This is a genomic window from Streptomyces sp. NPDC051921, from assembly GCF_040680975.1.
Taxonomy (GTDB): domain Bacteria; phylum Actinomycetota; class Actinomycetes; order Streptomycetales; family Streptomycetaceae; genus Streptomyces.
On record NZ_JBFAXU010000040.1, the window covers coordinates 29,235 to 51,137 of the forward strand.

The following is a 21,903-nucleotide window of genomic DNA, read 5'->3' on the forward strand; positions in this document are numbered from 1 at the left end:
TTCCTCCCGCTTGCTGAAAGGCCGCCCCTGCCGTCGGTCGCCGCAGGTGCGCATGACAGAGGGGGGCGTGCCCATTATCCGGGCAAAGTTGCTGATTATGCCGACCTGGTACGGCCTTTGCGTACCCGTGCGGGGCGGTCGCGCCGATGATGAAAGCCGAGAAGATCCGTTCGGCTCAACGAACTGGCGAGGGGGTACCGACGAAGCCGGCCACGCGGAGTCTGACCATGTGAGGATTTGATCGCCTGCAGACGGGCAGCCGCGCCGCAGAACCTCTCTCAAGGACGGAGGTCCGGATCATGGCTGGAAACTCCAAGTCTCCCGAACCCTCACGTCGCAGCGGAAGTCGTCCCAGCGACATGGACGGACATCACGGCTGGGCCCCGGACGTCGACGAGACCCGGCAGGAGGACAACCCCAGCGCTTCTCGTTCCTTCCACCCCCAGGAGCACGCACCCGCTCGTCGGAAGGGGCGGCAGGTGTCGAAGGAGGAAGACACCGGTGTCCCGGCGGACACCGTCACGAGCGACTCCCGCAGGGGAGAGGAGCACGCCCGCTCCTCCGAGAAGGGCAGGCACGACACGGGCGAGCGAGGGCGAAGCGGACGGCCCAGCGGCACCAAGGACGCCTCGGCGTTCACCGGCGTCGATCCCCAGGACGACGACTCGGGGCGGCGCCCCGGCTGACGGCGGCTGACGGCAACTGACGGCGCGAGACGATTGCGAAGGGGCCGCGGCACCTCAGACCGGCGGGGTCGAGGCAGTCCTACGCCCCACGCCGGTGGCCGCCGCCTTGCTCACGCCCGCGCCCGGGCCGGCATGAGCATGATCGTAGGGGGCGCCGTCCGATCACGTCGCCTTCCGAGCCAAGGCAAGAACGGCCGGCCGCCCCTCCCGAATGAAGTGCGCCGATAGCGGTGACTCGCAGGGCATGACCAGACGCCGACACCCACGCCCACCCGGGGCCCGACACCCACGCCCACCCGGGGCCCGACACCCACGCCCACCCGGGAACCGACACACAGTCCCACCCGGGACCGTCGTGGTGGTCACGGGCGCGTCCAGCGGGATCGGCCGCGCCGTGGCGCTCGCCTTCGCCCACCGCGGCGCCAGGATCGTGGTCACGGCGCGCAGCGCGGCCGCCCTGGGCGACGTCGCCCAGGAGTGCGAGGCCGCGCACGCCCGGGCCGAGGCGGTGGACGTACCCGCGGACGTCACCGACGCGAAAGCGATCGCCCGGGTCGCGGAGACGGCGCTCGACCGGTTCGGCCGCATCGACGTCTGGGTCAACGCGGCCGGCGTGGGCGTCCTCGGCCTCCTCGACCGGATTCCTCCGGACGAAGCGCGGCGCGTTTGGGAGGTGAACGTGCAGGGTGCCCTCCACGGGGCCCTGGCCGCACTGCCGACCATGCGCAGTCAGGGCCACGGTGTGCTGATCGACGTGTCTTCCATCCTCGGCGGCCGCGTCGATGCGCCCTACATGGGCCCGTACGCCGCTTCGAAGGCCGCCCTGGTCAGCCTCGACGAAGTACTCCGCCAAGAACTGGTGCTGACGGGCGAGCGGGGCGTCGCCGTGTGCACGGTGCTGCCGGGCGGCGTCGACACCCCCTTCTTCGCGCACGCGGCCAACCGCACGGGCCGCCGTGTGCGCTTCCTGCCCGCCCTCGCCACTCCCGAACGGGTGGCACGGGCCGTCGTGCGCACCGCGGCACGGCCTCGCCGGCACGTGTACGTCGGGCCCGGCGCGAGGCTCCTCCCCTGGGCCAACGACACGGCCCCCGGCCTGGTGCGGCCACTGATCCGGCACCGTACCGAGCACGGCTACCTCGGCGCGCCGGGCTCGGCGCCGGTCACCACCGGCACGCTCTTCACCCCGTCCGCGGACACGGCCTCCGTCACCGGCGGCCGCCACGGCAGGGCTCGCACCGTGCTGCGCCGCGCCTGCCTCATCGCCGCCGCGGCAGCCGCCACCGGCGCGGGCCTCCGCGGATCCCGCAGCCACGCACGCAGGCACGGCTGTACCCGCACGCATTCCTTCCCCCGTCCCCACACCTGAGGAGACCGAAGCCGTGGCACAGTGGAACCGCCTCATCGACACCCCGCCCGAGGCCGTCTGGTCGGTCCTGAGCAAAGGCCGGCTGTACGCCCTGTTCGTGGTGGGCACCCATGACTCCTGGCAGCGCGACGACCGGTGGCCCGCCCCGGGCGCGGAGCTCGGCTACACCCTGAAGCTCGGCCCATGGGCGTACCACGGGCGCACGATCTCCCGCCTGTGCGAACCACGACGCCGCCTCGAACTGGAGGCACGCACCCACGTCGGCAGCGCCCGCATCGCCTTTCGCATCGAGCCGTGGGGCAGCGGCACCCTCGTCGTCGTCGACGAGCACCCACTGAGCGGCGCCGCCGCACGGTGGCACAACTCGGCCGTCGACGTGCTCATGCGATGGCGGAACCGGCGGATGCTCGTCCGACTGGGCGAGCTCGCCGCCTCGGCCGAGGAGCGGTCCCGTGCCGGCTCCTGACGCGGTCGTCGTCGGCGCCGGCCCGAACGGCCTGGTCGCGGCCAACCTGCTCGCGGACGCGGGCTGGCAGGTGGTCGTGGTGGAGGCCCAGGACCGGCCCGGGGGTGCGGTGCGCAGTGACCGGGGCGTCCACTCCGACTATGTGCACGACCTGTTCAGCGCCTTCTACCCGCTCGCCGCCGCCTCGCCGGTGATCCGGGACCTCGCGCTCGACCGCTACGGACTGCGCTGGAGCCACGCCGCCGACGTCGTGGCCCACCCGCTCGCTGACGGGCGCTGTCCCGTGCTCAGCCGTGACCTCCGGCGCACCACCGCCTCTCTGGCCGGGTTCGCGGCCCCGGACGGCGCTGCCTGGGAGCGCCTGCACCGTCTGTGGCGCCGCGTGGGGGACGACCTGGTCGGTTGCCTGTTCACCCCGTTCCCGCCCGTGCGCGCGGGACTGCGGCTCGGCGCCAGGACGGGACCCGGTGACGGCCTGCGCCTGCTGCGCACCCTGCTGCTGCCCGCCCGTCACTTCGGTGAGGAGCATTTCGCCGGGGACGGAGGCCGACTGCTGATCGCCGGGAACGCGCTCCATGCCGACCTCGGCCCGGAATCTGCGCTCGGCGGAGGGTTCGGCTGGCTGATGTGCATGCTGGGCCAGGACCACGGCTTCCCCGTTCCCGCCGGCGGCGCGGGCCGGCTCACCGACGCCCTGGTCGCGCGGCTGCGCGACCGCGGTGGCACGGTGCTCTGCGGGCGTACGGTGACGCGCGTCGTGATACGCAACGGGCGTGCCGTCGCCGTCCGCACGACGGACGGTACCGAGATCCCCGCGCGGCGGGCGGTCCTCGCCGACCTGCCCGCCCCCCTGGTGTACGGGCGACTGGTGGGGGAGCGGCACCTGCCGGCGCCTCTTCGCGCCGACGTGCGTCGCTTCCAGTGGGACTTCGCCACGGTCAAGGTGGACTGGGCGCTGTCCCGGCCCATCCCCTGGGAGTGCGAGGGGGCGCGCGGTGCGGGGACGGTCCACGTCGCCGAGGGCGTCGACGCCCTCACCCGGTTCGCCGGGCAGCTCGCCATGCACCAGGTTCCGGACGTGCCGTTCACCGTGCTCGGCCAGATGACCACGGCGGATCCCGCCCGATCGCCTGCCGGCACCGAGTCGGCGTGGGGCTACACGCACGTCCCCCAGCACATCCGCGGAGACGCCGGGGAGGAGGACGTCCGGGGCCGCTGGGACGCGCACGAGAAGGAAGCGGTCGCCGACCGCGTCGAGGCGGGCGTCGAACGCCTGGCTCCCGGTTTCCGCGCCTCGATCCTCGCGCGGCGGGTCCTCGCACCTCCCGACCTCGAACAGCTGAATCCCTCGCTGGTCGGTGGGGCCGTCAACCAGGGCACCACCCAACTGCACCAGCAACTGGTGTTCCGCCCGCTTCCCGGCCTCGGCCGTCCGGAGACGCCGATCCGCGCCCTCTACCTCTGCTCTGCCACGACGCACCCCGGAGGGGGTGTACACGGAGCCTGCGGCGCCAACGCGGCACGCGCGGCGCTGAGAGCCGTCCGCGTACCCCGGCTGCGGCGCCGAAACGCCCGACCGTCAGACCCTGGATGAGGCGCGGGAGGCGCTCCGCTCGTCACCGCAATGCTCGTGACACGTGACCGGTCGCGGCGCTCCGCCGGGGTCAGCGCCGGGACGGCGTTCCGCCGGTTCAGCGCCGGGACAGGCCGCGGGCGCGATGACGTGCCCATACGGGAATGGCGAACCACCACACGGCGATCCACAACCCCATGCCGGCCACGAGCCAGAACGCCAGGGAGTCGTGCAGTGCGACACGCAGGATGAGCAGGAAGACCAGCACCATGGTGCAGAACAGCAGTACCAGCCCGATGAGCGTCATCCGGGAGGCGAGGGCGACCGTTTCGGGCTTGAGGCCCTTGCCGGAAACCAGCCGGTGCAGCGACACCGGGCCCACGAGCGCGCCGACCGTGGCCGCACCGAAGGCGACGGTGATCACGAAGATGGTGTGGTCGACGTCGTTCAGCTCCGTGAAGCGCGGTTGGAAGACCACCGCGAGCAGGAAGCCGAAGAGGATCTGCATCCCCGTCTGAGCGACCCGCAACTCCTGCAGCAGCTCCGTCCATCTGCGGTCTGCCCGTTCCGCTTCCGTCTCGTCCCGCCCGTCGCTGACCGCGTCCCGTCGAGGGTCCTTGCCGCCGTTCGTCGCCATGACCGCAGTGTGCCCCGACCTCGAAAGCGCACGCCCGCGTCGACACACGGACAGGCGACACACAGAAAACGCATATGGGCCGAGCTTCACAGCACCGAGGCCGTCGGACCTGCGGGTGGCGGATACCGATTCCCGTTGAGTGCCCCCTTTCGCTCCCCGCTCTGCCCTGGTGCCCTTCGGCCCTGGCTGGCGTGCCGCGCCATTTCACCCGGAAAACACATGGTTTGAGATGTGGTCTCGAGGGCAGGCGGGCGAGAGCGCCGTCGTCTGCGGATCCCCCCGAGTCGTGGGCGGCGGCGACCGGCTCGCGTGCAGCCTGGGATTTCCTCCCCTTCTCCCAGGCCGCACCGATCCGTGGTGGTGGATTCATGCGGACCCGCGGGGCCTGGGCGGGGACGCCGGGCGCTGGGGGTCTGCCCCCGGGGGCGTGCGCCCGTCGGTCTTCAGCTTGCGGTGTCCGGCCAGGGCAGGGACGTGAAGCGGGCGGCACTCAGCGCGGCGCTGACGGCGTCGCTCGAAGTGGTGTGGGTCTCGTCCGCGGCGCCGTGATCACGTCTGTCGGGGGATGGGGGTGAGGTCCGGCGGAGCGCCGGGGCGGGACTCGCTGTGGAGGGTGAACATCGGCCGGGTCCCGGTGATGTCCAGCAGGCGGGCGACGGGGCGGCTGAGCACGGTCAGGACGAGGCTCTTGCCGGTCTTCGCGGCCAGCCAGTGCAGGTCCAGAAGGATGTGCAGGCCTGAGCTGTCGCAGAAGGTGACAGCGGCGAGGTCCACGACGAGCCCGGTGGGGCTGGTCCGGAACGCGGTGAAGAGGTCCTCACGCAGACTGCGCGCGCTGTCCAGGTCGATCTCGCCGCTCACCCGGGCAAGCACTCGCTGCGGGCCGGATTCGAATACCACGGCGACGGTGGGCCGGTCCGGGACGCCGCCGGCGTCGTCCGGGGGCGTGGCGGGCTGGTCGTCGAAGTGGCTGAGCATGGCTTCTCTCCCTTCAAAGCCATGGAGTGCGATGGTGCGCCCTGGGTCTGCTGGTTCGCGGCTCGGAGCCGGTGGACAGACCTGGCTCCGGTGCCGTGCACGGCTCTCCGTGTCAGGAGTCGGCTTTCTGGCCATGACGGTTTCCGTCGGGGTGAGGCGGCACGCCTGCCAGGTCCTCGGTGATCGGGATCAGGATGTCCCTCGCGATCAGCGTCGTGATCGTATGTGCCGGAGTGTGGGAGAGCCCCTCCACCACAGGGTGAAGAGGCTCGGGCCGGTGAGTACCGGTCAGGGGCACTTCGCGATGCTGCCGGCCAGGATGCCGGTCTCACCGCCCGGGACGGTCGTGCCGTCGAGGCCGATTGTCGAGACCACGAACGTGCGGCTTTCGTCCATCCCCGGGTTCGCCGGCCCGCTGAGTGGGCTCAGGAGGCCGGTGTGGTCCGGCGCGGTGCGGGCACGGGGGCCCCGCCGTCAGCAGGCAGAAGGATGGCGTCGGCGCCGGTCAGGGTGAGGACGCGCAGCGGCTCTTCCCGGATGCCGGTGAGGACGAGGCGGCTGCTGTCGGCCGCGAGTCGGCGTTGGAGCATCAGCAGGAAGTTCAGGCCGGAAGAGTCCATGAAGGTCACCCCGGACATGTCCAGGCACAGCGTTGAGCCGCCGGGCGGCGTCACACGGGTGGCCTCTTCGAGAGCGGGTCGCGACGCGAGGTCCATCTCCCCGGACAGGGCGAGGACCGTGCCGTCGGGGTCCTCGCGTGTGGTGAGGGTGAGATCGCTCATGGTTCGCCCCTTTCCTACGGGGTCGAGCCCAACGCACCCCGATCGCGGGGTGCCAGGAGCGTGACGTGGGGTCACGCACAGACCAGCAAGACCACCCGAACCGCGTCCCGGCCCTCAGCAGAGAGCCTGCGCGGGCGGCTCGGGGTCTCCTACCAGACCAGGCTGGTGTCCTCACAGGCTCCCACACGCACCCACCGCAGACCAGGGCACCGTCCACGCCAACTGCCTTCACCCGTCAGCGCCTACCCCTCTCAGGTGGCGACACGGAGGTGCCGGCAGTGGACGACGTGCTGTGGACTGGGCGGCCCTGGCATCGACGTCGGGGCCCACCCGACGCCGCGCCGGGAAGGATGGCTCAGCCGGGGCGACGGCGCGGGCGGGCTGCGTGGCGTCACGGGGGCTGGGCGGTGAAGGGGGCGGCCGGCAAGGGGGCAGGCGTCGGGCCGCGCACCCCGGAGAGAACGCCGCCACCCCCACGTCCTCGGACCGGCGGCGTACGAACGGGGCGCGCCGTCGACGTCGTCGGCCATGGCCGACTCGGCCGGGCCCGATGCCTCAGCGGGTGGCCAGGACGATGCCGTACACCGCGAAGAACAGGGCGAAGACCAGCACCGCGAGCGCCAGGATCAGCAGGGGGCCCTTGGACCAGCCCGGCGTCGGCTTCCGGTACGGGCCCGTCCCGGTTCCGGTGCCCGTCTCGGCCGGAGGCGTCTTACCCGCCGGCACGCCGCCACCTGGTTCCAGTCCCGTCGTGGCACGGCGATCGGGGTCGGGATTGCTCGGGGTGGTCATGTCACTCACCTCCTCAGCGGCCGGATGTACGCCGCGTGTGACCGGCGCCTACCCATGCGCGAGCCCCGCAAGCCGAGCGTCGGCGGTACACCTCACGGGCTTGGGCCGGAGCGCCAAGGGGGTGCTGAGCTGAACGAAGAACTCTCGCTGGGTTTCCGCCGCCTCCGTTATGCGGGCTCGACTTCGGGTAGCCGCACCGCATGCCCCCTTTGGAGACTCTCATGGGGCCGTTGCGTGATGGCACGATCGGGGTTCTGGCCCATGGTTACGCCTGGCTTCCCGACAAGATGCGTTCCACCGACGGCACGACGTACCGGACCCGCCTGCTCGGTAGGCCCGTCATCGCCCTCCACGGCCCGGAGGCGGTGCGCTTCTTCTACGACGAGCGGAACGTCGTGCGCAGGGAGGCGCTGCCGGGGCCGGTCCTCGACACCCTCTTCGGGCGAGGGGCCGTGCACACCTTGGACGGCGAAGCGCACCGGGCACGCAAGGCGCTCTTCCTCGCCCTTCTCAAGGACGAGAGGGGCGTCGGAGACCTGGGCGCGGAGGTCCAGCGCCGGTGGCGCGAGGCAGCGGAGAGCCGGCACGGCGAGCGCGTGGTGGTGTTCGACGAGGCGGCCGACGTTCTGGCCCTGGCCGTCTGCGAGTGGGCGGGGGTTCCCTTCGCGGGGCCGGAGGTGGAGCGCCTGGCCCACGACTGCACGGCCATGGTCGACGGCTTCGCCACCCCGGGTCCACGCCATGTGCGTGCCCGCCATGCCCGGGCCCGGCAGGAGAAGTCCATGGCCGACCTCATCGCGTCCCTCCGCGAGGCGCCGCGGAGGCCGAGCGGTGAGGGGGCGACGGCGCTGGAGGCGGTGGCCCGGCACCGGGACGTGGACGGGACCCTCCTCGATCCGCACACGGCTGCGGTGGAGCTGTTGAACATCGTTCGGCCCACGATCGCGATCGCCTGGTTCGCCACTTTCGCGGCGCACGCCTTGCACCGCTGGCCGCACCACCGCGACCTGCTTCGCGCGGACGCCCGCGGCGTCCACGCGAGGGCCTTCGCCCACGAGGTACGGCGCTTCTACCCGTTCGCACCCTTCGTCGGCGGCCTCGCGGCGCGGGACCTGACCTGGCGGGGCGAACGGATTCCGGAGCACACCATGGTCCTCCTCGACCTCTACGGGCAGAACCACGACCCCGCCCTGTGGAACAACCCCTACCGCTTCGATCCCCATCGTTTCACCGGTGCGGCCCGTCGCCCGGAGAACCTCGTCCCGCAGGGCGGCGGCGACCCGGACCAAGGCCACCGGTGTCCCGGCGAGGACATCACCGTCACGGTCCTCGCGACCCTGGCGACGGAGCTCGCCCGGCTCGACTACAGCGTCCCCGACCAGGACCTCACCATCCCCCTGTCGCGGGTGCCGACCCTGCCCCGCAGCGGCTTCGAACTCGACCTCGCCTGACGATTCCGCGCATCCGGGACATCCTTGACCGTCACCGTGCGGGGGGGCCTTCCGGCAGCACAGGTACGCAGCCGGCGTGCTCAGGTGCCGGGGAGGATGCGGCGCGTTTCGTAGGCCCACATGGCGATCTCGACCCGGTTGCGGGCGCCGAGTTTGGCCATCAGGCTGGCCAGATGCGTCTTCACCGTGCTGAGGCTGATGTGCAGCGCATCGGCGATCTCGGTGTTGGTGAGCCCCCGAGCGACGGCGAGGAGCACCTGCTCCTCGCGGGCGGTGACGGGGGAGACCGGCTGGACCGCGGGCCGGCCGGCGGGCAGGTCGGCGAACGCCTGGAGCAGACGGACGGTGACGCTGGGCGCGATGAGTGCCTCACCGTCGGACGCCGACCGTACGGCCTGCGCCAGAAGGTCTGGTCCCGTGTCCTTGAGGAGAAAACCGCGGGCGCCGGCACGCAGCGAGCCGTAGACGTACTCGTCGAGGTCGAACGTGGTGATGACGACCACGACGAGCGGGTCGGCGACGCCCGGGCCGGCGATCAGCCGGGTGGCCTCGAGCCCGTCGAGCACGGGCATGCGGATGTCGAACAGGCAGACGTCGGGGCGCAGTTCGCGGGCCAGGTGTACCGCTTTCCGCCCGTCGGCGGCCTCGCCGACCACCTCGATGCCGGGCTGGGCGTTCAGCATCATCCGCAACCCGGTGCGGATGATCGTCTGGTCGTCAGCGACGAGGACGCGAATGGACACCGCTCTCGCTCCTCGCTCCCGGCAGTTCGGCTTCGACATGCCAACCCCGGTCGGCATCCGGGCCGGCTCTCAGTGTGCCGCCGAGCAGGGTCGCGCGCTCCCGAAGTCCGGTAAGTCCGTATCCGTCGCGGCCCCGGCCGGTGCGCCGGCCGTTGTCGCGCACGCTCACCCGCACCGTGTGCCGTCCCGCGGCGACCCGAACGACGAGCTCGGTCGCTTCGACCGCATGGCGCAGCGCGTTGGTCACCGACTCCTGCACGATCCGGTAGACGGCCGCGTCCACGGCCGGGGGCAGCGCGTCCAGTTCGCCGTCGAGCCCCAGGTCGACCCTGAGACGGCCCCCCGGGGTGCGCACCAGGCGCTCCAGATCCGCGACTCCGGCAGGGGGCGCCAGCTCGGCGCCGACCCCGCGGTCGCGCAGTGCGGCGACCATGGCGCGCATCTCCTCCAGTGTGCGCGCCCCTTCCTCCTCGACCCCCTCCAGCGCCTCGACGGCGGCGGACGGGTCGGTGCCCGCGAGCACCCGGCCCGCCTGGGCGATGATCACCATGGCCGACACGTGGTGGGCCACCGTGTCGTGCAGTTCCCGGGCGAGCTGCTCGCGTTCGCGGGAGCGCACCTGCTCCAACTGCCGCTCGCGAGCGGTCACCCGGAACCGCACGGCCGCCCCGACCACGCCGGGCAGCAGCAGGAAGGCGATGCCCACGACGTTCTCGACGAACGGGGTCTCGTCCGTGACGGAACACAGCGCGCCGGCCGCGAGGATCACCGCGCCGCCCAGCACGACCTCGCGCCCCGATCCCCACCGGGGCAGCGCGTACACCAGCACGAGCACGACCGCGCCGGTGTACAGGCCGACGGGCTCGCTCGGTGCGCCGACGAGCGAGGCCACCGGAAGCAGGACCACCGAGCCGAACGCCAGCGTCACCATCGCCAGCGGGCGGGTCCGGCGCCACAGGGGCAGCAGGCACAGCCATACGGCCAACACCACCGCCACCGGCCGCCACACGACGTTCTCGCGCAAGGTGGCCTCCAGCGCCACACCGGCAAGGCCCGCGGCGAGCAGCGCCCAGTCCCGCCGCACGCGGGCGGGTGCGTCGGGCGGCCGGGGTTCGGTCCACAGGGTTCGCAGGTCGTCTCGGAGCACGGTTCTCAGCGTAGGGAGCGCGGCGTGCCGCGCATCGGCCGAAAGGACGGTCGTCACTCCGCCCCGGGGCCGACGGATCCGCGGCCCGCCGGCCGATGCCGCGGGGCGCCGTGGCGACGACCCTCGGCATCGGCGGCCGTACACGGACGGCCGACGAGGTGGTTGGAGGACCCGATGCTCTCGAAAGCCCTGTTGCGCCTGGGCGCAAGCGCCGCCCGCCATCCCTGGCGGGTGATCGCGGCATGGCTGATCGCCGCCACGCTCACCGTCCTCGCCGCCGTCGCCTTCGGCGGGCGGACCGCGGACTCGATGACCGCTCCGGGACTGGACTCCCAACAGGCTGCGGAACTGATCGAGCGGGCAGGCACCGGCCAGGAGGGGATGACCGCCCAAGTGGTCGTCACCCCCCTCGACAACGGGGCGACGTTCTTCGACGACGGCGGCGCGCGCAGCGCCCTCACCCGGCTGCAGACCGAGGTGAAGCGGCTGCCGCACGTGCTCGGCACGAGCGACCCGGCGGAGGCGCTGACCGCAGGCAGGGAGGCCGCCGTGCGCGGCGGCCTCGTCTCGGCCGACGGGCGGATCGCAGTCGTCCGGGTGCAGTACCCCGACCAGAGCCGGCTCTCCGCCGACGACCTCGACGCCCTGGTCGGTCTCGGCGACCGGCTGCGCGCCGAGCTGCCCCTGCGCATCGAGATGGGCGGGAACCTCTTCTACGCCTTCTCCGACCCCGACGGCGGCACGAGCGAGCTGATCGGCATCCTCGCAGCGGCCGCCATCCTGTTCCTGGCGTTCGGCTCGCTCGTCGCCGCCGCGCTGCCGATCGGCATGGCCGTCTTCGGGCTGACCGTCGGCGTCGCCACGATGACGGTACTCGCGGGGGTCACGGACGTCCCTGCCTTCGCACCGGTCCTGGGCAGCATGGTCGGGCTCGGAGTGGGCATCGACTACGCGCTGTTCGTGCTCGCCAGGCACCGGGAGTACCTCGCGTGCGGGCTCGCCCCCCACGAGGCGGCCGGACGGGCGGTGGCCACGGCGGGCCGGCCCGTGGTCTTCGCCGGTGGCACCGTCGTCGTGTCGATCCTCGGCATGGCGGTCGCGAACGTGCCGTTCATGACGGTGGGCGGGCTCGCCGTCTCGATCGTCGTCCTGACCATGGTGCTGGCGTCGGTGACGCTGCTGCCGGCCTTCCTCGGCGCGGCCGGCCCGCGTCTGGGCCGGGCCGGTCGTATCGGCCGGGCCCTTCGGGCCAGGAGGGCGGGCCGCCCCGGCCGACGGCAGGACACGACAGCGGGCGTCGCCCCCGCCGACAGGTGGAGGCGCTGGATCGGGCACGTCGGCCGGCACCCGGTGCTGTACGCGGTCGGCGCGGCGGGGCTGCTGCTGACGGCGACGCTGCCCGTGCTCGGCCTGCGCGTCGGCCTGCCCGACGACGGCTCACTGCCTCCCAGCCGTACCGAGCGACGTGCCTACGACCTCGTCGCCGAGGGGTTCGGCCCGGGCGTCAACGGCCCCCTCGTCATCGCCGCGGACCCCGCCGGCGATCCAGGGGTGCTGGACCGTCTCGTCGGGGCGGTCGCCGCGGATCCGGGCATCGCGTCCGTCGCGCCGGCGCACACCGATCGGGCCACCGGCATCGCGACCGTCGTGGTGTTTCCGACCACCAGCCCTCAGGACAAGGCCACGGCGGACACCATCGCCCGGCTGCGCACCGAGGTGCTGCCCGCGGCGATCGGGCACGGCCCGGCCAGGGCGCACATCGGCGGCGCCGCCGCGAGCCTGTCGGACGTGGGCGAACGCACCAGCCGGCGACTGCCGGTGTTCGTCGCCGCCGTGCTGGCGCTCTCGTTCCTGCTGCTGATGGTGGTCTTCCGCTCGGTCGTCGTACCGCTCAAGGCGGTGCTGCTGAACCTTCTGAGCATCGGCGCGGCCTACGGGTTCATGGTCGCGGTCTTCCAGTGGGGCTGGGGAGGCGCACTCATCGGGCTGGAAGCGACAGTTCCGGTCGTGTCGTTCATCCCGATGTTCCTTTTCGCCATCCTCTTCGGTCTGTCGATGGACTACGAGGTGTTCCTCCTCTCGCGCGTGCGCGAGGAGTACGTCCGCACCGGCGACAACGGCACGGCGATCGTGGAGGGCGTCTCGGGCACCGCCCGGGTCATCACCTCGGCCGCCCTCATCATGGTGGCGGTCTTCCTGTCCTTCGCCGTCGCCGAGGACCCCTCCACCAAGATGTTCGGGCTCGGCCTGGCCACCGCGATCTTCATCGACGCCACGGTCGTACGCATGGTGCTGGTACCGGCGACCATGACACTCCTCGGCCCGGCCAACTGGTGGCTGCCGAACTGGCTGGACCGGATGCTCCCCCGAGCCCCGGTCGGCATCGACGGCGCCGACGACACCGAAGCCACGGGGGAGGCCCCCCGTCCACGGCTGGTCGACCGTTGACGGGACTCCCCGTTCGCCCTCGGCGTCCGGCCAGGAACCCCGGGCGGTGGCAACCCGGCTACGACCGGCGCGGTGATGTCCTTCTCGGTACCGTCACCGCGGCAGCCGCGGCCGTCTGGCCTCGAACCCGAGGCCTTCTCACAGCGCGAAGGGCCGGTACGCCAGAGCCTGCTCGACCACCTCGTCGGCTGTCGGCTCCGGCCCCTTCGGCCGCACAGTCCACGTCCATGACCTTCTGCACCGTCGCGACGGCAGCCTCGCGAGCCATCACCACCGCAGTCCCCCTCTCGCACGAAGGGGAGCCCAGCGACTCACATGAACGGCCGGACAGCTTCCAGGAGGCGTCCATGACGTCGCGGCCCCACGCACGTGCTTCTGCCGTCCCCAGAAGGCCGGTCGGAGGACGAACCACTCGGCCGGCAGCTCGTTCCGCCCGGCCGGACCGGCGATCGTACCCTCCGCTTCCCCGACCACCCGCGAGGTCACACCATCCAGTGGCCGCCCACGCTCCAACCCAGGAACCGGCGGGCCGGCCCGCCCCGTGCCGTCCCGTCCGGCCCGAACGCGCCGCCCGAGGCCACGAGCCGCAGCCCCGCCACCGCCGGGCCGAGCCGGGCGGCCGCGTGCCAGGGCTGGCGGGCGGCCTCGGCGGCCACCCACTCCACGACCGCTGCCTGACGGTCGGGCGGGCACAGCGACAGATGGAACAGCATCTGCCGCCACGCGTACGCGGCGTCCTTCACGATCCCCAGCGGACGCGGGTGCCCGTGCACCCGCGCGACGAGCCGGCACACCGTGACGAAGCACGCGCGGGCCAGTGCCTCCCCGCCCGCGGCCGGCGCGATACCGGCCTGGCGCACCAGGACGGCCAGGTTGTGGGTGGTGAGGATCTGGGCCTGTTCGATCACCGTGCCGTTCACGGCCGGCGAGCCCCACCAAGAGCCCGTGCCATGGCCGGAACCGCTCGCCACGTCCGCGGAACCGCGGGCCCGTTCGGCGCACATCCGGCCGAACTCGCCCGCCGCCGTGGTCGCCGCCGTACGCGACGAGCCGGCGCGGCGCGTACGCTCCTCCGCCGCCTGGGCGACGACCAGACTCCGTACCGCCGCGCAGTCGATCCCGTAGTAGCGCGCGTACAGGCTCCCGTCGAGCAGCTCGGCGGCGGTGCCGGCCGAGTCGAGGAACTTGCGGGTGAACGTGCCCATGAAGATGTCCGCCGCGAGCTCCTCCACGAACGGCGCCGTGAGGTCCGCCTGCCGCGCCAGCTGGGACAGCTCGCGCACCAGCGTGTTCGGCAGCAGCGTGCCCGGGAAGGTGCCCACCGCCAGTCCGCCGAGCTCTCGCAGCGCCGCACCGGCCGCCGCCCGTGCCCGCGCGTCCGCGTCCGCGTCGGTGCCGTGCCCGACGACCGCCCGCACCCAGGGGAGTTCGTCGACCCGTACCTGGTGCTGCAGGTTGAGGAGCAGCAGCGAGCGCCGGTTGCGGAAGGCGCGGTACGTGGCCGCCGCCAGTGTGCGCAGCGCGGGGTCGGTGAACCGCCGGGCCGTGGCCTCCGCCACCGTCTGCGGAACCAGGGTGGCGAGGACCTCCGCCGACGGGACGAGGCCGCGTTCGACCAGCGTCGCGAGCGGGGCGCTCAGGGCCGAGCCGACCGTCTTCCGCAGCCGCACGGGGACGACCGTGCCGGCCGGCAGCCCGGTCGCGGCGGCCTCGACGGCGGTCACCGGCACGACCGGCGATTCGACGTCGGCCGTGCCGGCACGCTGGTCCAGGCCCGCCAGCCGACGCACCACGAGCGCGGCGATCCGGTGGTGCGAGGGCGCCGCCGCCTGGCGGGCCTGCGCACGGCGCAGCGCGCTGTGCTCGGGCGAGCCCGGAAGGCCGCGCTTGGCCACCATCGACGACACCGCGTGGCGCACCAAGCCGGCGAGCCGCGGCGACACCGTCCGCCCCGCCGCCACGTCCTCGAGGGCGCGCCGCAGGATGCCGGCGTTCGACTTCGGGTCACGGTGCTTGCCGCACAGCCGATGAGCGGCCGCGAGCTCCTCGTACCGCCCGAGCAGCGCGGCGGCTTCGGCCCGGCGGCCCGGGCCGCCGGGGGCGGCCGCGTGGGGTCCGGGGGCCCGGTCGTCGGGCGCGGAGGCTTCGCTCCGGCGGTGCGGCGCACCGGCCGGTGCCGGACGGTCTCGGCCGTCCGCAGCGGCGGCGTCGGTTCCGGGGGCCGCGCTGTCGGGTCCGGGGGATCCAGCCCGGCTACCCGGAGCACCGGCCGTCGCTCGGCAGCCGCCGCCGTCCCGGGTCGGGCGCCCGGCCCCGTCGTCCGCACCGCGCGACGGCCGCGGGACGGCGCGGCCCGACGCCTTCGGCCCGTCGAGGGGATGGCGCAGCCAGTACGCGAGGAGTTCGTCCTCGAAGGGCCGCCAGACGGCGAGCGCCTCCCGCTGGGCCTCGATGGCCGATTTCGGCCGGCGGGCGTTCAGGTCGGCGGCCACCTCGCCGACGCTGCGACGGTGCATCACGCCCGGCGCGGCGGCCGGACGTTCGGCGGGGCGGGGCAGGAAGCGGAGCCGCTCCGCGTACGGCTGAAGCTCGGCGACCAGCGCCGCGGCCGCTTCGATGTCCCCGGCCCGTACCAGCCAGGCGACCGTGAGCAGCGCGGTCTCTTCGGGCAGCACCGCCTCGTACCGGCCGCTGTCCAGCAGCCTCCACAGCCGGCCGAGGCCCTGCTCGGACAGGGCGTGGGCGAACAGCGCGGCCCGAGTGGCGGGTACGCCGGCCTGCCGGGCGACCTCCTCCTCGTACGGGGCGAGCGGACCGCCGGCCGCGGGAGTACCGGTCGCGAAGCCCCCGCGCACGATCTCGGGCGTGACCCAGGCCGGCAGCCCCGCCACCGGGGTGCGGGAGCCGACGGTGAGCCTTCCGTCCGCGATTCCGGACAGGACCTGCCGCCACTGGCGCATCCGGCCCTGCGCGCGGTCGCGCGCACCGGCGTCCGGATGGGTCAGGTGCGTGCGCAGCGCCCGGCCCAGCTGGGCTGAGGCGTACGCGGGATCGGCAGTAGTCGTCGGGAGCTGCTGGTCAGCGATCTCGTCCATAAGCCGGCGTGGCAGGATCCGCCCCTGCGCCCCCCGGGTCCCAAGCCCGGTGCTCTGGCTGACTGAGCTACACGCCGTCGATGCCGAGACCTTAGGCAAGCGGTCGGGACCTCGGCAATCGATTTCGTACGGCCGCCCCGGCGCCGTACGACCGGCTGACAGCACGTCACGTGCGATCGCCCACCGCAGCAGCCGTCCACGCCCCGGCGGAAACGGCTGGGGCGCAGCCGTGTCCGCCTGGTGCCCGGTGATCTACCACCCTGTGGCGGGGGCGAACCGTTCACCTTCTGTGTTCGCGGGCCCGTGCCAGTCCAGGCACAGGGCCGTGGCGTCGTCCTTCGGCGGGCGGCCGCGGTAGGCGTCGGTGACCGCGCCGACCAGAGTGCGCACCACCTCGCGCGGATGCTCGGTCGCGGTCATGCGCAGGAGGGCCGGTAGGTCCACCACTTCGGCATCGCGCTCCTGCATGCCGTCGGTGTGCAGCAGGAGACGGTCGCCGGGGCGCAGGTCGAGTTCTTGTACCTGGTAGGCGCCTTGCGAGGGGATTCCGAAGGGCATGTTCACGGTCAGGGTGAGTTCGGTGACCGCGCCGTCGCGCAGCAGGTACGGCCAGGGATGGCCGGCGTTGACGAGCTGGGCCATGGTGCCGTCCAGGGCGATGCGCAGCAGCTGGCCGGTGGCGATGCTGTGGCGGCCGTGGTCCAGGAGGGCCTGGTGGGTCTGACGAGCCTGTTCCGCGAGGCCGACCCCGGCACGGCGGGCGCCGCGGGAGGCGTTGACCAGGAGGGTGGCCATGAGCGAGGCGCTGACGTCGTGGCCCATGGCGTCGGTGATCGACAGGTGCAGGGTGTGGGTGTCGAGGCTGTAGTCGTAGGTGTCGCCGGCGATGTCGGAGGCGGGGACCAGGGCGCCGGCCAGGGTGAACTGGGCGGCCTCGCAGCAGGAGGCGGAGGGCAGGAGCTGACGCTGGATCTCCGCCGAGAGGCTGACCGGACCGGTCCGGTTGCCCCAGTGGTAGAGGTCGGTGAAGCGGCGGTCGGTGACGATGATGTACGCCAGCGCGTGTGCGGCCTCCTGGATCTGAGCGCCTATCTCCGGTGTGACCTGGGTGAGGAACAGCTCCAGGACGCCGATGGTGTCACCGCGGTTCGTGACCGGGGCCAGCACCCGATGCCCGCTCTGGCCGTCCGTGGCCACCACGAGCTCCTGGCTGCGCAGCACGTCGTCGTAGACGCCACTGCCCGCGAGCGGGACCTGTTCGGCAGGCAGCTGCCCCGGCTCGGCCGCGGTGTCGTGGACGCGCAGCAGGCGCCGCCCGACGACATCGATGAACAGGAACGACACGGACCTGGCATCGAACCGGTCGCGCAGGTTGCGGGCCACCACATCGAGCGAGCGCACGGGCGCGGCGCTCTCGGCTGCTGCCAGCACCTGGCTCAGCCCGAGACGATCACCTGCCGCGGCAACCTCCGGGAACTCGGACTTTCCTCCCTGCAGGGCGGCGGTGGCGGGCCAGCCTCGGACGGTCAGCAGCCGGTGCATGCCGCTCTGGCGCAGCAGGCGGGCGACCGGCCGGCTCAAGGCCACGAGGACGACGGACTTACCGGCCTCCATGGCCAGCCGGTCCAGGTCCAGCAGGAGGTGCAGACCGGTGGTGTCACAGAAGGTGACGGCGGACAGATCCAGGTCGAGGCCGCCCTGGCTGGAGTTCAGAGCCCCGACGAGGTAGCCGCGCAATCCGTCGCCGCGTTCCCCGTCGATCTCGCCACGCACGCGGGCAAGCATCCGCTGCGGCCCCGACACGACGGCGACGGCGACGGCAGACGGGTGCGTGGTGCCGCTGCCCTGCTCCGCCGCGACGGGCAGGTGGTCGGGAAGAGAGGCCATCGCCTGCTCCCTTCGCAGCCCCGAGAGTCGGGAAAAGCCTGGTGGGGCGGTGGCGGCGACCTTGTGCCGCACCGGTGCGAGGGCCGGCCACGCGGTTCGCGCTCACGGTGGTCACCTTCGGAGGGAAGGGGGCCGATCGCCGGCCGGCGGGCCGAGGCCGACCAGTAGGTGCAGGAGGTTCGCGACCTCGTGGTGGCCCTCGGCCGGGTGGCGGAAGAGGGTCCCGGGCGTGACCTCGTAGTGGTTGCGTCGGCCGTGGCGTACCCGGGTGAGGTAACCGGCGTTCTCCAGATCGCCGACGATGGCTCCTGCCGCCCGTTCGGTGAGCCCGCAACCGTCGGCCAGGTCGCGCAGCCGGACCTCTGGATCACGAAGGACCATGGCGAGGATCCGGGCGTGGTTCGTGACGAACGTCCAGCTGGTCCGGGGCTCGACCTGCTCCATGACTGAAATTGTACGATTTGCGATTCCGGTTTCGCCAGCCCGTGACGCGGGGCGCCCGTCCGTCGCCACCCACAGCACAGAAGCGCGCGGGCCCCGCCTTCGACGGAACCCGAGCGACGAACCAGCGGGCGCCGGCCTTCCTGTCCCGTCCAGGTGGCGGAACACATGGCTGCTGCGGGCGGGGGAGGACCCACCGGCGCCGGCCGCCCCGTCGACGGCGGGAGAAGCCCTGAGGCCGGCGCAGGCGGCCACGGCAGGCAGCCGGTCACCTGATCCGGGCCGCGGGGTGACGTCAGTCGTCGAACCAGACGACCAGCCGGACATCGTCGTCGCCGTGCAGGTCGGCGAGGGTGCGCATGACGGTCCAGACGGGGCCCCACTCGTCGTCCGGCACGGTGTCGCGGCGCCTGAGGCGCTCCACACGGAACATCTGATCTCCGTCGATCCATTGGGAGCCCTCCGGGAAGTGCTTGCTGGGCCGGACCGCGATATGAGCCGGCTGTCCGCAGAGGTCGACGAATCGCTGAGGAACGGAGTAGTGCCGCCGGAGGAACTGCCAGTCGCCCTGCGGATCACGGTAGTACTCGCGGACGTAGGCATCCGGCCAGGCGGACTCCTCATCCCAGTCGACCTGCTTGATCTCTGCCCAGCTGACCCAGCTCGCGCTTCGCCCTGCCGTCGTCCCATGCCCGTCGCGAACACGGTTCGACGCGTCGGCAGGCAGTCCACGGACAGGAGCCACCGGCACGAACTGCTCGTTGTCGCAGACGCCGAACAGAGAGCCGAAGGTCTCGTAGTTCCTCGGCACCTTCAGGTGGTCCAAGTCGATGGTGGCGTGCCAGAACGAGTCCGCCTCATGGTCTCGATAGTCACGGTGGCACTCGATGAAGCCCCAGATGTCCTTGCCCATGCCGCGATGATGCCGGGCTGGCGTCCACCAGACCAGGCATTACCCTCCCCGCCTTGATCCAGAAGACACTCCCCAGGTCACCAGGGCCGGCGTCGCGTCGTACGCGCCAGTGGCCGAGGGCCGTCCGGCAGGGGGCGACGACCGGCCGGGTCCCTGTGTGCAGGTGATGAACGGTGCGGGATCGCCGGAGCTCACCTGGCCCACCGCAGGCCCTCGACGGCGGAGGGAGGCACCGCCGCCGGGGGACCGGTACGCGTCCGCGGTGCTAGACGTCGGTCGGCGCATAGACCTCGAACTCGTACAGAGAGAAGCCGAACTGCGTCGCCCGCGCCGTTCCCTGCATACGGACGTAGCGGCCGGATCCGGAGAGTCCGGTCAGGTCGTCGGTGCCGCCGTCACCTGCGGTCGTGGTGTAGACGGTCGTCCATGTGGTGGTGTCGTTCGACGTCTGGATCCTGTAGCCCGCGGCGAACGCCGCCTCCCAGAACAACCTGACGCGCCCGATCTGCCGGGGCGTTCCGAGATCCACGGTGATCCACTCGTTGTCGGTGTAGTCGCTGGACCAGCGTGAGAAGGAGTCACCGTCCACCGCATTCGCGCCGAGCAGGTTCGCCGTCTCGGCGCTGGAGACGGTGACCGGCTTGTTCGCTGCGAGGTTCCCGGCCTGGACCGATGTCGTCCAGGCGGGGTTGCGGCCGATCGTGTTGATCACCGGGACGAAATTCGACCAGGGGGTCACCAGCTTCGGCGAGCCCCACGTCTGTTGGGCCAGCATCCGCAGGCCCTGCTTGATGTCAGAGGCGATGCGCTCCTCGGTTGCCACCTCGGGGTTGTCGCACCAGACGTGGATCTTCGAGCCGAGGTTCCTCGACTTCGATGCGCTGGTGATGGCCTGGTTGCCCTCGAACAGATCGGGGTTCCACGTGTCGTAGCCCCACTGGCTGGACGGGCCGCCCGGGCCGCCGGCATAGAGCACGTAGTACGTGGGGGTCCAGCTCTCGTTGGAGATCAGGTGTCCGGCGTCGACGTGCGCCTGTGGCGATTTGCCGTAGTCGTACCAGAACTCGACGATGACATCGGTGTGGACGGTGACCGCGACGCCTCCGCCGATGCCGTCGTTCCAGGCGCGCGTGGTCTTGCCGGCCGCGCGGACGATCCCGTCGGCCCAGTTGATGAAGCCGAGGTAGGCGTCCTTGCCGATGGCGTTCGCGCCGAAGGTGGTCTTCGCGTACTGCTCGAGCTGCGGGTGGGCGCTGTAGTCGATGTGGTACTCGTCGGCGCCGATGTGGAAGTACGGGCCGGGGAACAGCGGCAGGTACTCGTCGTACAGATCCTTGATCAGCGCGTACGCCGCGGGCTTGGCCAGGTCGATGTACGAGTCCTGCACCACGCCGGTGTCGCTGACCAGCTTCAGCTCGGGGTGGGCGGCCAGGATCGGGGTCATGTGGCCCGGCGCGTCGATCTCCGGCACGATCGTGATCTTGTACAGCGCCGCGAGCGCGATGAGGTCCCGCACCTCCTGCTTCGTCAGATGTTCCGCCGACACGATCTCCGGGTGCGAACCGCTCTCGATCCGGAAGCCCTTGTCGTCCGACAGGTGCAGGTGGAAGTAGTTCATCTTCAGGTAGGCCAGTTCCTTCACGTGGTCCCGAAGCCACCGCGGCGTGAAGTACTTGCGCCCGTTGTCCACCATCAGGCCGCGCTCCGGCTTGAGCGGCCGGTCCCGCGCCGTACCCCGCGGGATCGACGATCCCTGCTTGAGCAGTTGAAGCACGGTCCGGGTGCCGTAGAACGCGCCCCGGTCGTCACGAGCGCTGATCGTGATCTTGTCGGTGATGGAGAGTGCGTAGCCCTCGACGCCGAGTCGGCTGTCGGTCGAGCCGAGCGACAGGAAGATGTCACCGGGTCGCAGGTCGGCGGTGGTCCCGGCCGACCGGGCGACGGTGAGGCCGGTCAGGGCCCGCAGGTCATCGGCGAACACCTGACTGGTCGACGCCAGGGTGGAAGCGTGTGCGGTCGACGACACGATCCGCGTGGTGCCGGTGAACGTGAACGAGCCGGTACTGCCGGTCCACTGCTGCAGTGCAGGGATGGTCAGGGGCTTCGGATTCACCGCTTGCTTCGCGACCGCCGGGCCGGCCGCCGCCGAAACGGTGAGCCCAAGACCCATCAGCACGGCCAGTACGCCGCAGGACAACAATCGCAGGAGTCTCATCGGAACCTCGATGGGAGTAGAGAGGGGACCCGCCACAAGCAGAGTGTTGGTATAGACCAATGGTCTATACCACTCGACTCAGTGCACCGGCTTGCCGGGCTCATGTCAAGTGGTGGCCAACGAGACCGCTTGCGAGGCGGCCCCTAGGGGCGACTTCCGCTGTGGGCCGACGGTTCTCGGAGCGCCGGGCGGAGCGGGCGTCCGGCCACAGCGCGATGCGCCAATGTCGCACTTCCCCGACGGAGACCGCTCGATGAACGCGTACCCCTTGGCCGGCCCG

Annotated in this window: 17 protein-coding genes, 1 tRNA gene and 1 pseudogene; 6 read left to right on the forward strand and 13 right to left on the reverse strand. The window is 72.2% G+C overall.

Going from position 1 to position 21,903, the window contains the following annotated elements:
• Nucleotides 1–479: 479 nt before the first annotated feature.
• From AB0M16_RS34975 to AB0M16_RS34990, 4 genes are all read left to right on the forward strand, one after another.
• Nucleotides 480–686 carry a hypothetical protein gene (locus AB0M16_RS34975; protein ID WP_365350332.1) on the forward strand — a complete coding sequence of 69 codons (207 nt, stop codon included), beginning with the start codon at nucleotides 480–482 and terminating at the stop codon, nucleotides 684–686.
• 355 nt (nucleotides 687–1,041) lie between these two features.
• Nucleotides 1,042–2,055, forward strand: coding sequence for an SDR family NAD(P)-dependent oxidoreductase (locus AB0M16_RS34980; protein ID WP_365350335.1), 1,014 nt, complete (start codon nucleotides 1,042–1,044; stop codon nucleotides 2,053–2,055).
• A gap of 13 nt (nucleotides 2,056–2,068) precedes the next feature.
• Nucleotides 2,069–2,521: an SRPBCC family protein gene (locus AB0M16_RS34985; RefSeq protein ID WP_365350337.1), complete on the forward strand. Its 453-nt coding sequence runs from the start codon at nucleotides 2,069–2,071 to the stop codon at nucleotides 2,519–2,521.
• Nucleotides 2,508–4,115 (forward strand): NAD(P)/FAD-dependent oxidoreductase, encoded by a 1,608-nt coding sequence (locus tag AB0M16_RS34990; protein WP_365350339.1) that lies wholly within the window; start codon nucleotides 2,508–2,510, stop codon nucleotides 4,113–4,115. The genes AB0M16_RS34985 and AB0M16_RS34990 overlap by 14 nt, the downstream gene beginning before the upstream one ends.
• Nucleotides 4,116–4,212: 97 nt before the next feature.
• On the opposite strand, the gene AB0M16_RS34995 is transcribed toward AB0M16_RS34990, so the two are convergent.
• The 4 genes from AB0M16_RS34995 to AB0M16_RS35010 form a co-directional block, all read right to left on the reverse strand.
• Nucleotides 4,213–4,731 carry a DUF6328 family protein gene (locus tag AB0M16_RS34995; RefSeq protein ID WP_365350341.1) on the reverse strand — a complete coding sequence of 173 codons (519 nt, stop codon included), beginning with the start codon at nucleotides 4,729–4,731 and terminating at the stop codon, nucleotides 4,213–4,215.
• Nucleotides 4,732–5,280: 549 nt separating this feature from the next.
• Nucleotides 5,281–5,709 (reverse strand): STAS domain-containing protein, encoded by a 429-nt coding sequence (locus tag AB0M16_RS35000; RefSeq protein WP_365350343.1) that lies wholly within the window; start codon nucleotides 5,707–5,709, stop codon nucleotides 5,281–5,283.
• Nucleotides 5,710–6,134: 425 nt separating this feature from the next.
• Entirely contained in the window at nucleotides 6,135–6,491 is a 357-nt protein-coding gene (locus AB0M16_RS35005; RefSeq protein WP_365350345.1) for an STAS domain-containing protein, read from the reverse strand.
• A gap of 555 nt (nucleotides 6,492–7,046) precedes the next feature.
• Nucleotides 7,047–7,283, reverse strand: coding sequence for a DUF6480 family protein (locus tag AB0M16_RS35010; protein ID WP_365350347.1), 237 nt, complete (start codon nucleotides 7,281–7,283; stop codon nucleotides 7,047–7,049).
• A gap of 221 nt (nucleotides 7,284–7,504) precedes the next feature.
• Here AB0M16_RS35010 and AB0M16_RS35015 point away from each other — a divergent pair, with 221 nt between their 5' ends.
• The gene (locus tag AB0M16_RS35015) at nucleotides 7,505–8,734 is read left to right on the forward strand and encodes a cytochrome P450 (RefSeq protein WP_365350349.1); all 1,230 of its coding nucleotides are present in this window, start codon (nucleotides 7,505–7,507) and stop codon (nucleotides 8,732–8,734) included.
• An 80-nt stretch (nucleotides 8,735–8,814) separates the two neighbouring features.
• Here AB0M16_RS35015 and AB0M16_RS35020 read toward each other — a convergent pair whose 3' ends face one another.
• A complete protein-coding gene (locus AB0M16_RS35020) occupies nucleotides 8,815–9,477 on the reverse strand; it encodes a response regulator transcription factor (protein ID WP_365350351.1) in 663 nt (220 codons plus the stop codon).
• On the reverse strand, nucleotides 9,452–10,624 hold the full coding sequence (locus AB0M16_RS35025) for a histidine kinase (protein WP_365350353.1): 1,173 nt from the start codon (nucleotides 10,622–10,624) through the stop codon (nucleotides 9,452–9,454). The genes AB0M16_RS35020 and AB0M16_RS35025 overlap by 26 nt, the downstream gene beginning before the upstream one ends.
• A 174-nt stretch (nucleotides 10,625–10,798) precedes the next feature.
• On the opposite strand from AB0M16_RS35025, the gene AB0M16_RS35030 reads away from it, so the two are divergent.
• Nucleotides 10,799–13,072 carry an MMPL family transporter gene (locus tag AB0M16_RS35030; protein ID WP_365350355.1) on the forward strand — a complete coding sequence of 758 codons (2,274 nt, stop codon included), beginning with the start codon at nucleotides 10,799–10,801 and terminating at the stop codon, nucleotides 13,070–13,072.
• A 482-nt stretch (nucleotides 13,073–13,554) separates the two neighbouring features.
• On the opposite strand, the gene AB0M16_RS35035 is transcribed toward AB0M16_RS35030, so the two are convergent.
• The 7 genes and pseudogenes from AB0M16_RS35035 to AB0M16_RS35065 all read right to left on the reverse strand — a co-directional run bounded on the left by AB0M16_RS35035 (nucleotide 13,555) and on the right by AB0M16_RS35065 (nucleotide 21,521).
• Complete coding sequence (locus AB0M16_RS35035) at nucleotides 13,555–16,167, reverse strand: hypothetical protein (RefSeq protein ID WP_365350357.1); 2,613 nt, start codon at nucleotides 16,165–16,167, stop codon at nucleotides 13,555–13,557.
• Between the two features lie 3 nt (nucleotides 16,168–16,170).
• Nucleotides 16,171–16,244 (reverse strand) — tRNA-Pro (locus AB0M16_RS35040).
• Between the two features lie 175 nt (nucleotides 16,245–16,419).
• The gene (locus AB0M16_RS35045) at nucleotides 16,420–17,598 is read right to left on the reverse strand and encodes a PP2C family protein-serine/threonine phosphatase (RefSeq protein WP_365350383.1); all 1,179 of its coding nucleotides are present in this window, start codon (nucleotides 17,596–17,598) and stop codon (nucleotides 16,420–16,422) included.
• 102 nt (nucleotides 17,599–17,700) lie between these two features.
• Nucleotides 17,701–18,054: pseudogene (locus AB0M16_RS35050) on the reverse strand (STAS domain-containing protein); the annotation flags it as partial.
• Between the two features lie 111 nt (nucleotides 18,055–18,165).
• Nucleotides 18,166–18,498, reverse strand: coding sequence for a MarR family transcriptional regulator (locus tag AB0M16_RS35055; protein ID WP_365350359.1), 333 nt, complete (start codon nucleotides 18,496–18,498; stop codon nucleotides 18,166–18,168).
• A 292-nt stretch (nucleotides 18,499–18,790) separates the two neighbouring features.
• The gene (locus AB0M16_RS35060; protein ID WP_365350361.1) at nucleotides 18,791–19,408 is read right to left on the reverse strand and encodes a hypothetical protein; all 618 of its coding nucleotides are present in this window, start codon (nucleotides 19,406–19,408) and stop codon (nucleotides 18,791–18,793) included.
• A gap of 265 nt (nucleotides 19,409–19,673) precedes the next feature.
• Nucleotides 19,674–21,521 (reverse strand): family 20 glycosylhydrolase, encoded by a 1,848-nt coding sequence (locus AB0M16_RS35065; protein WP_365350363.1) that lies wholly within the window; start codon nucleotides 21,519–21,521, stop codon nucleotides 19,674–19,676.
• Nucleotides 21,522–21,903: the final 382 nt, after the last annotated feature.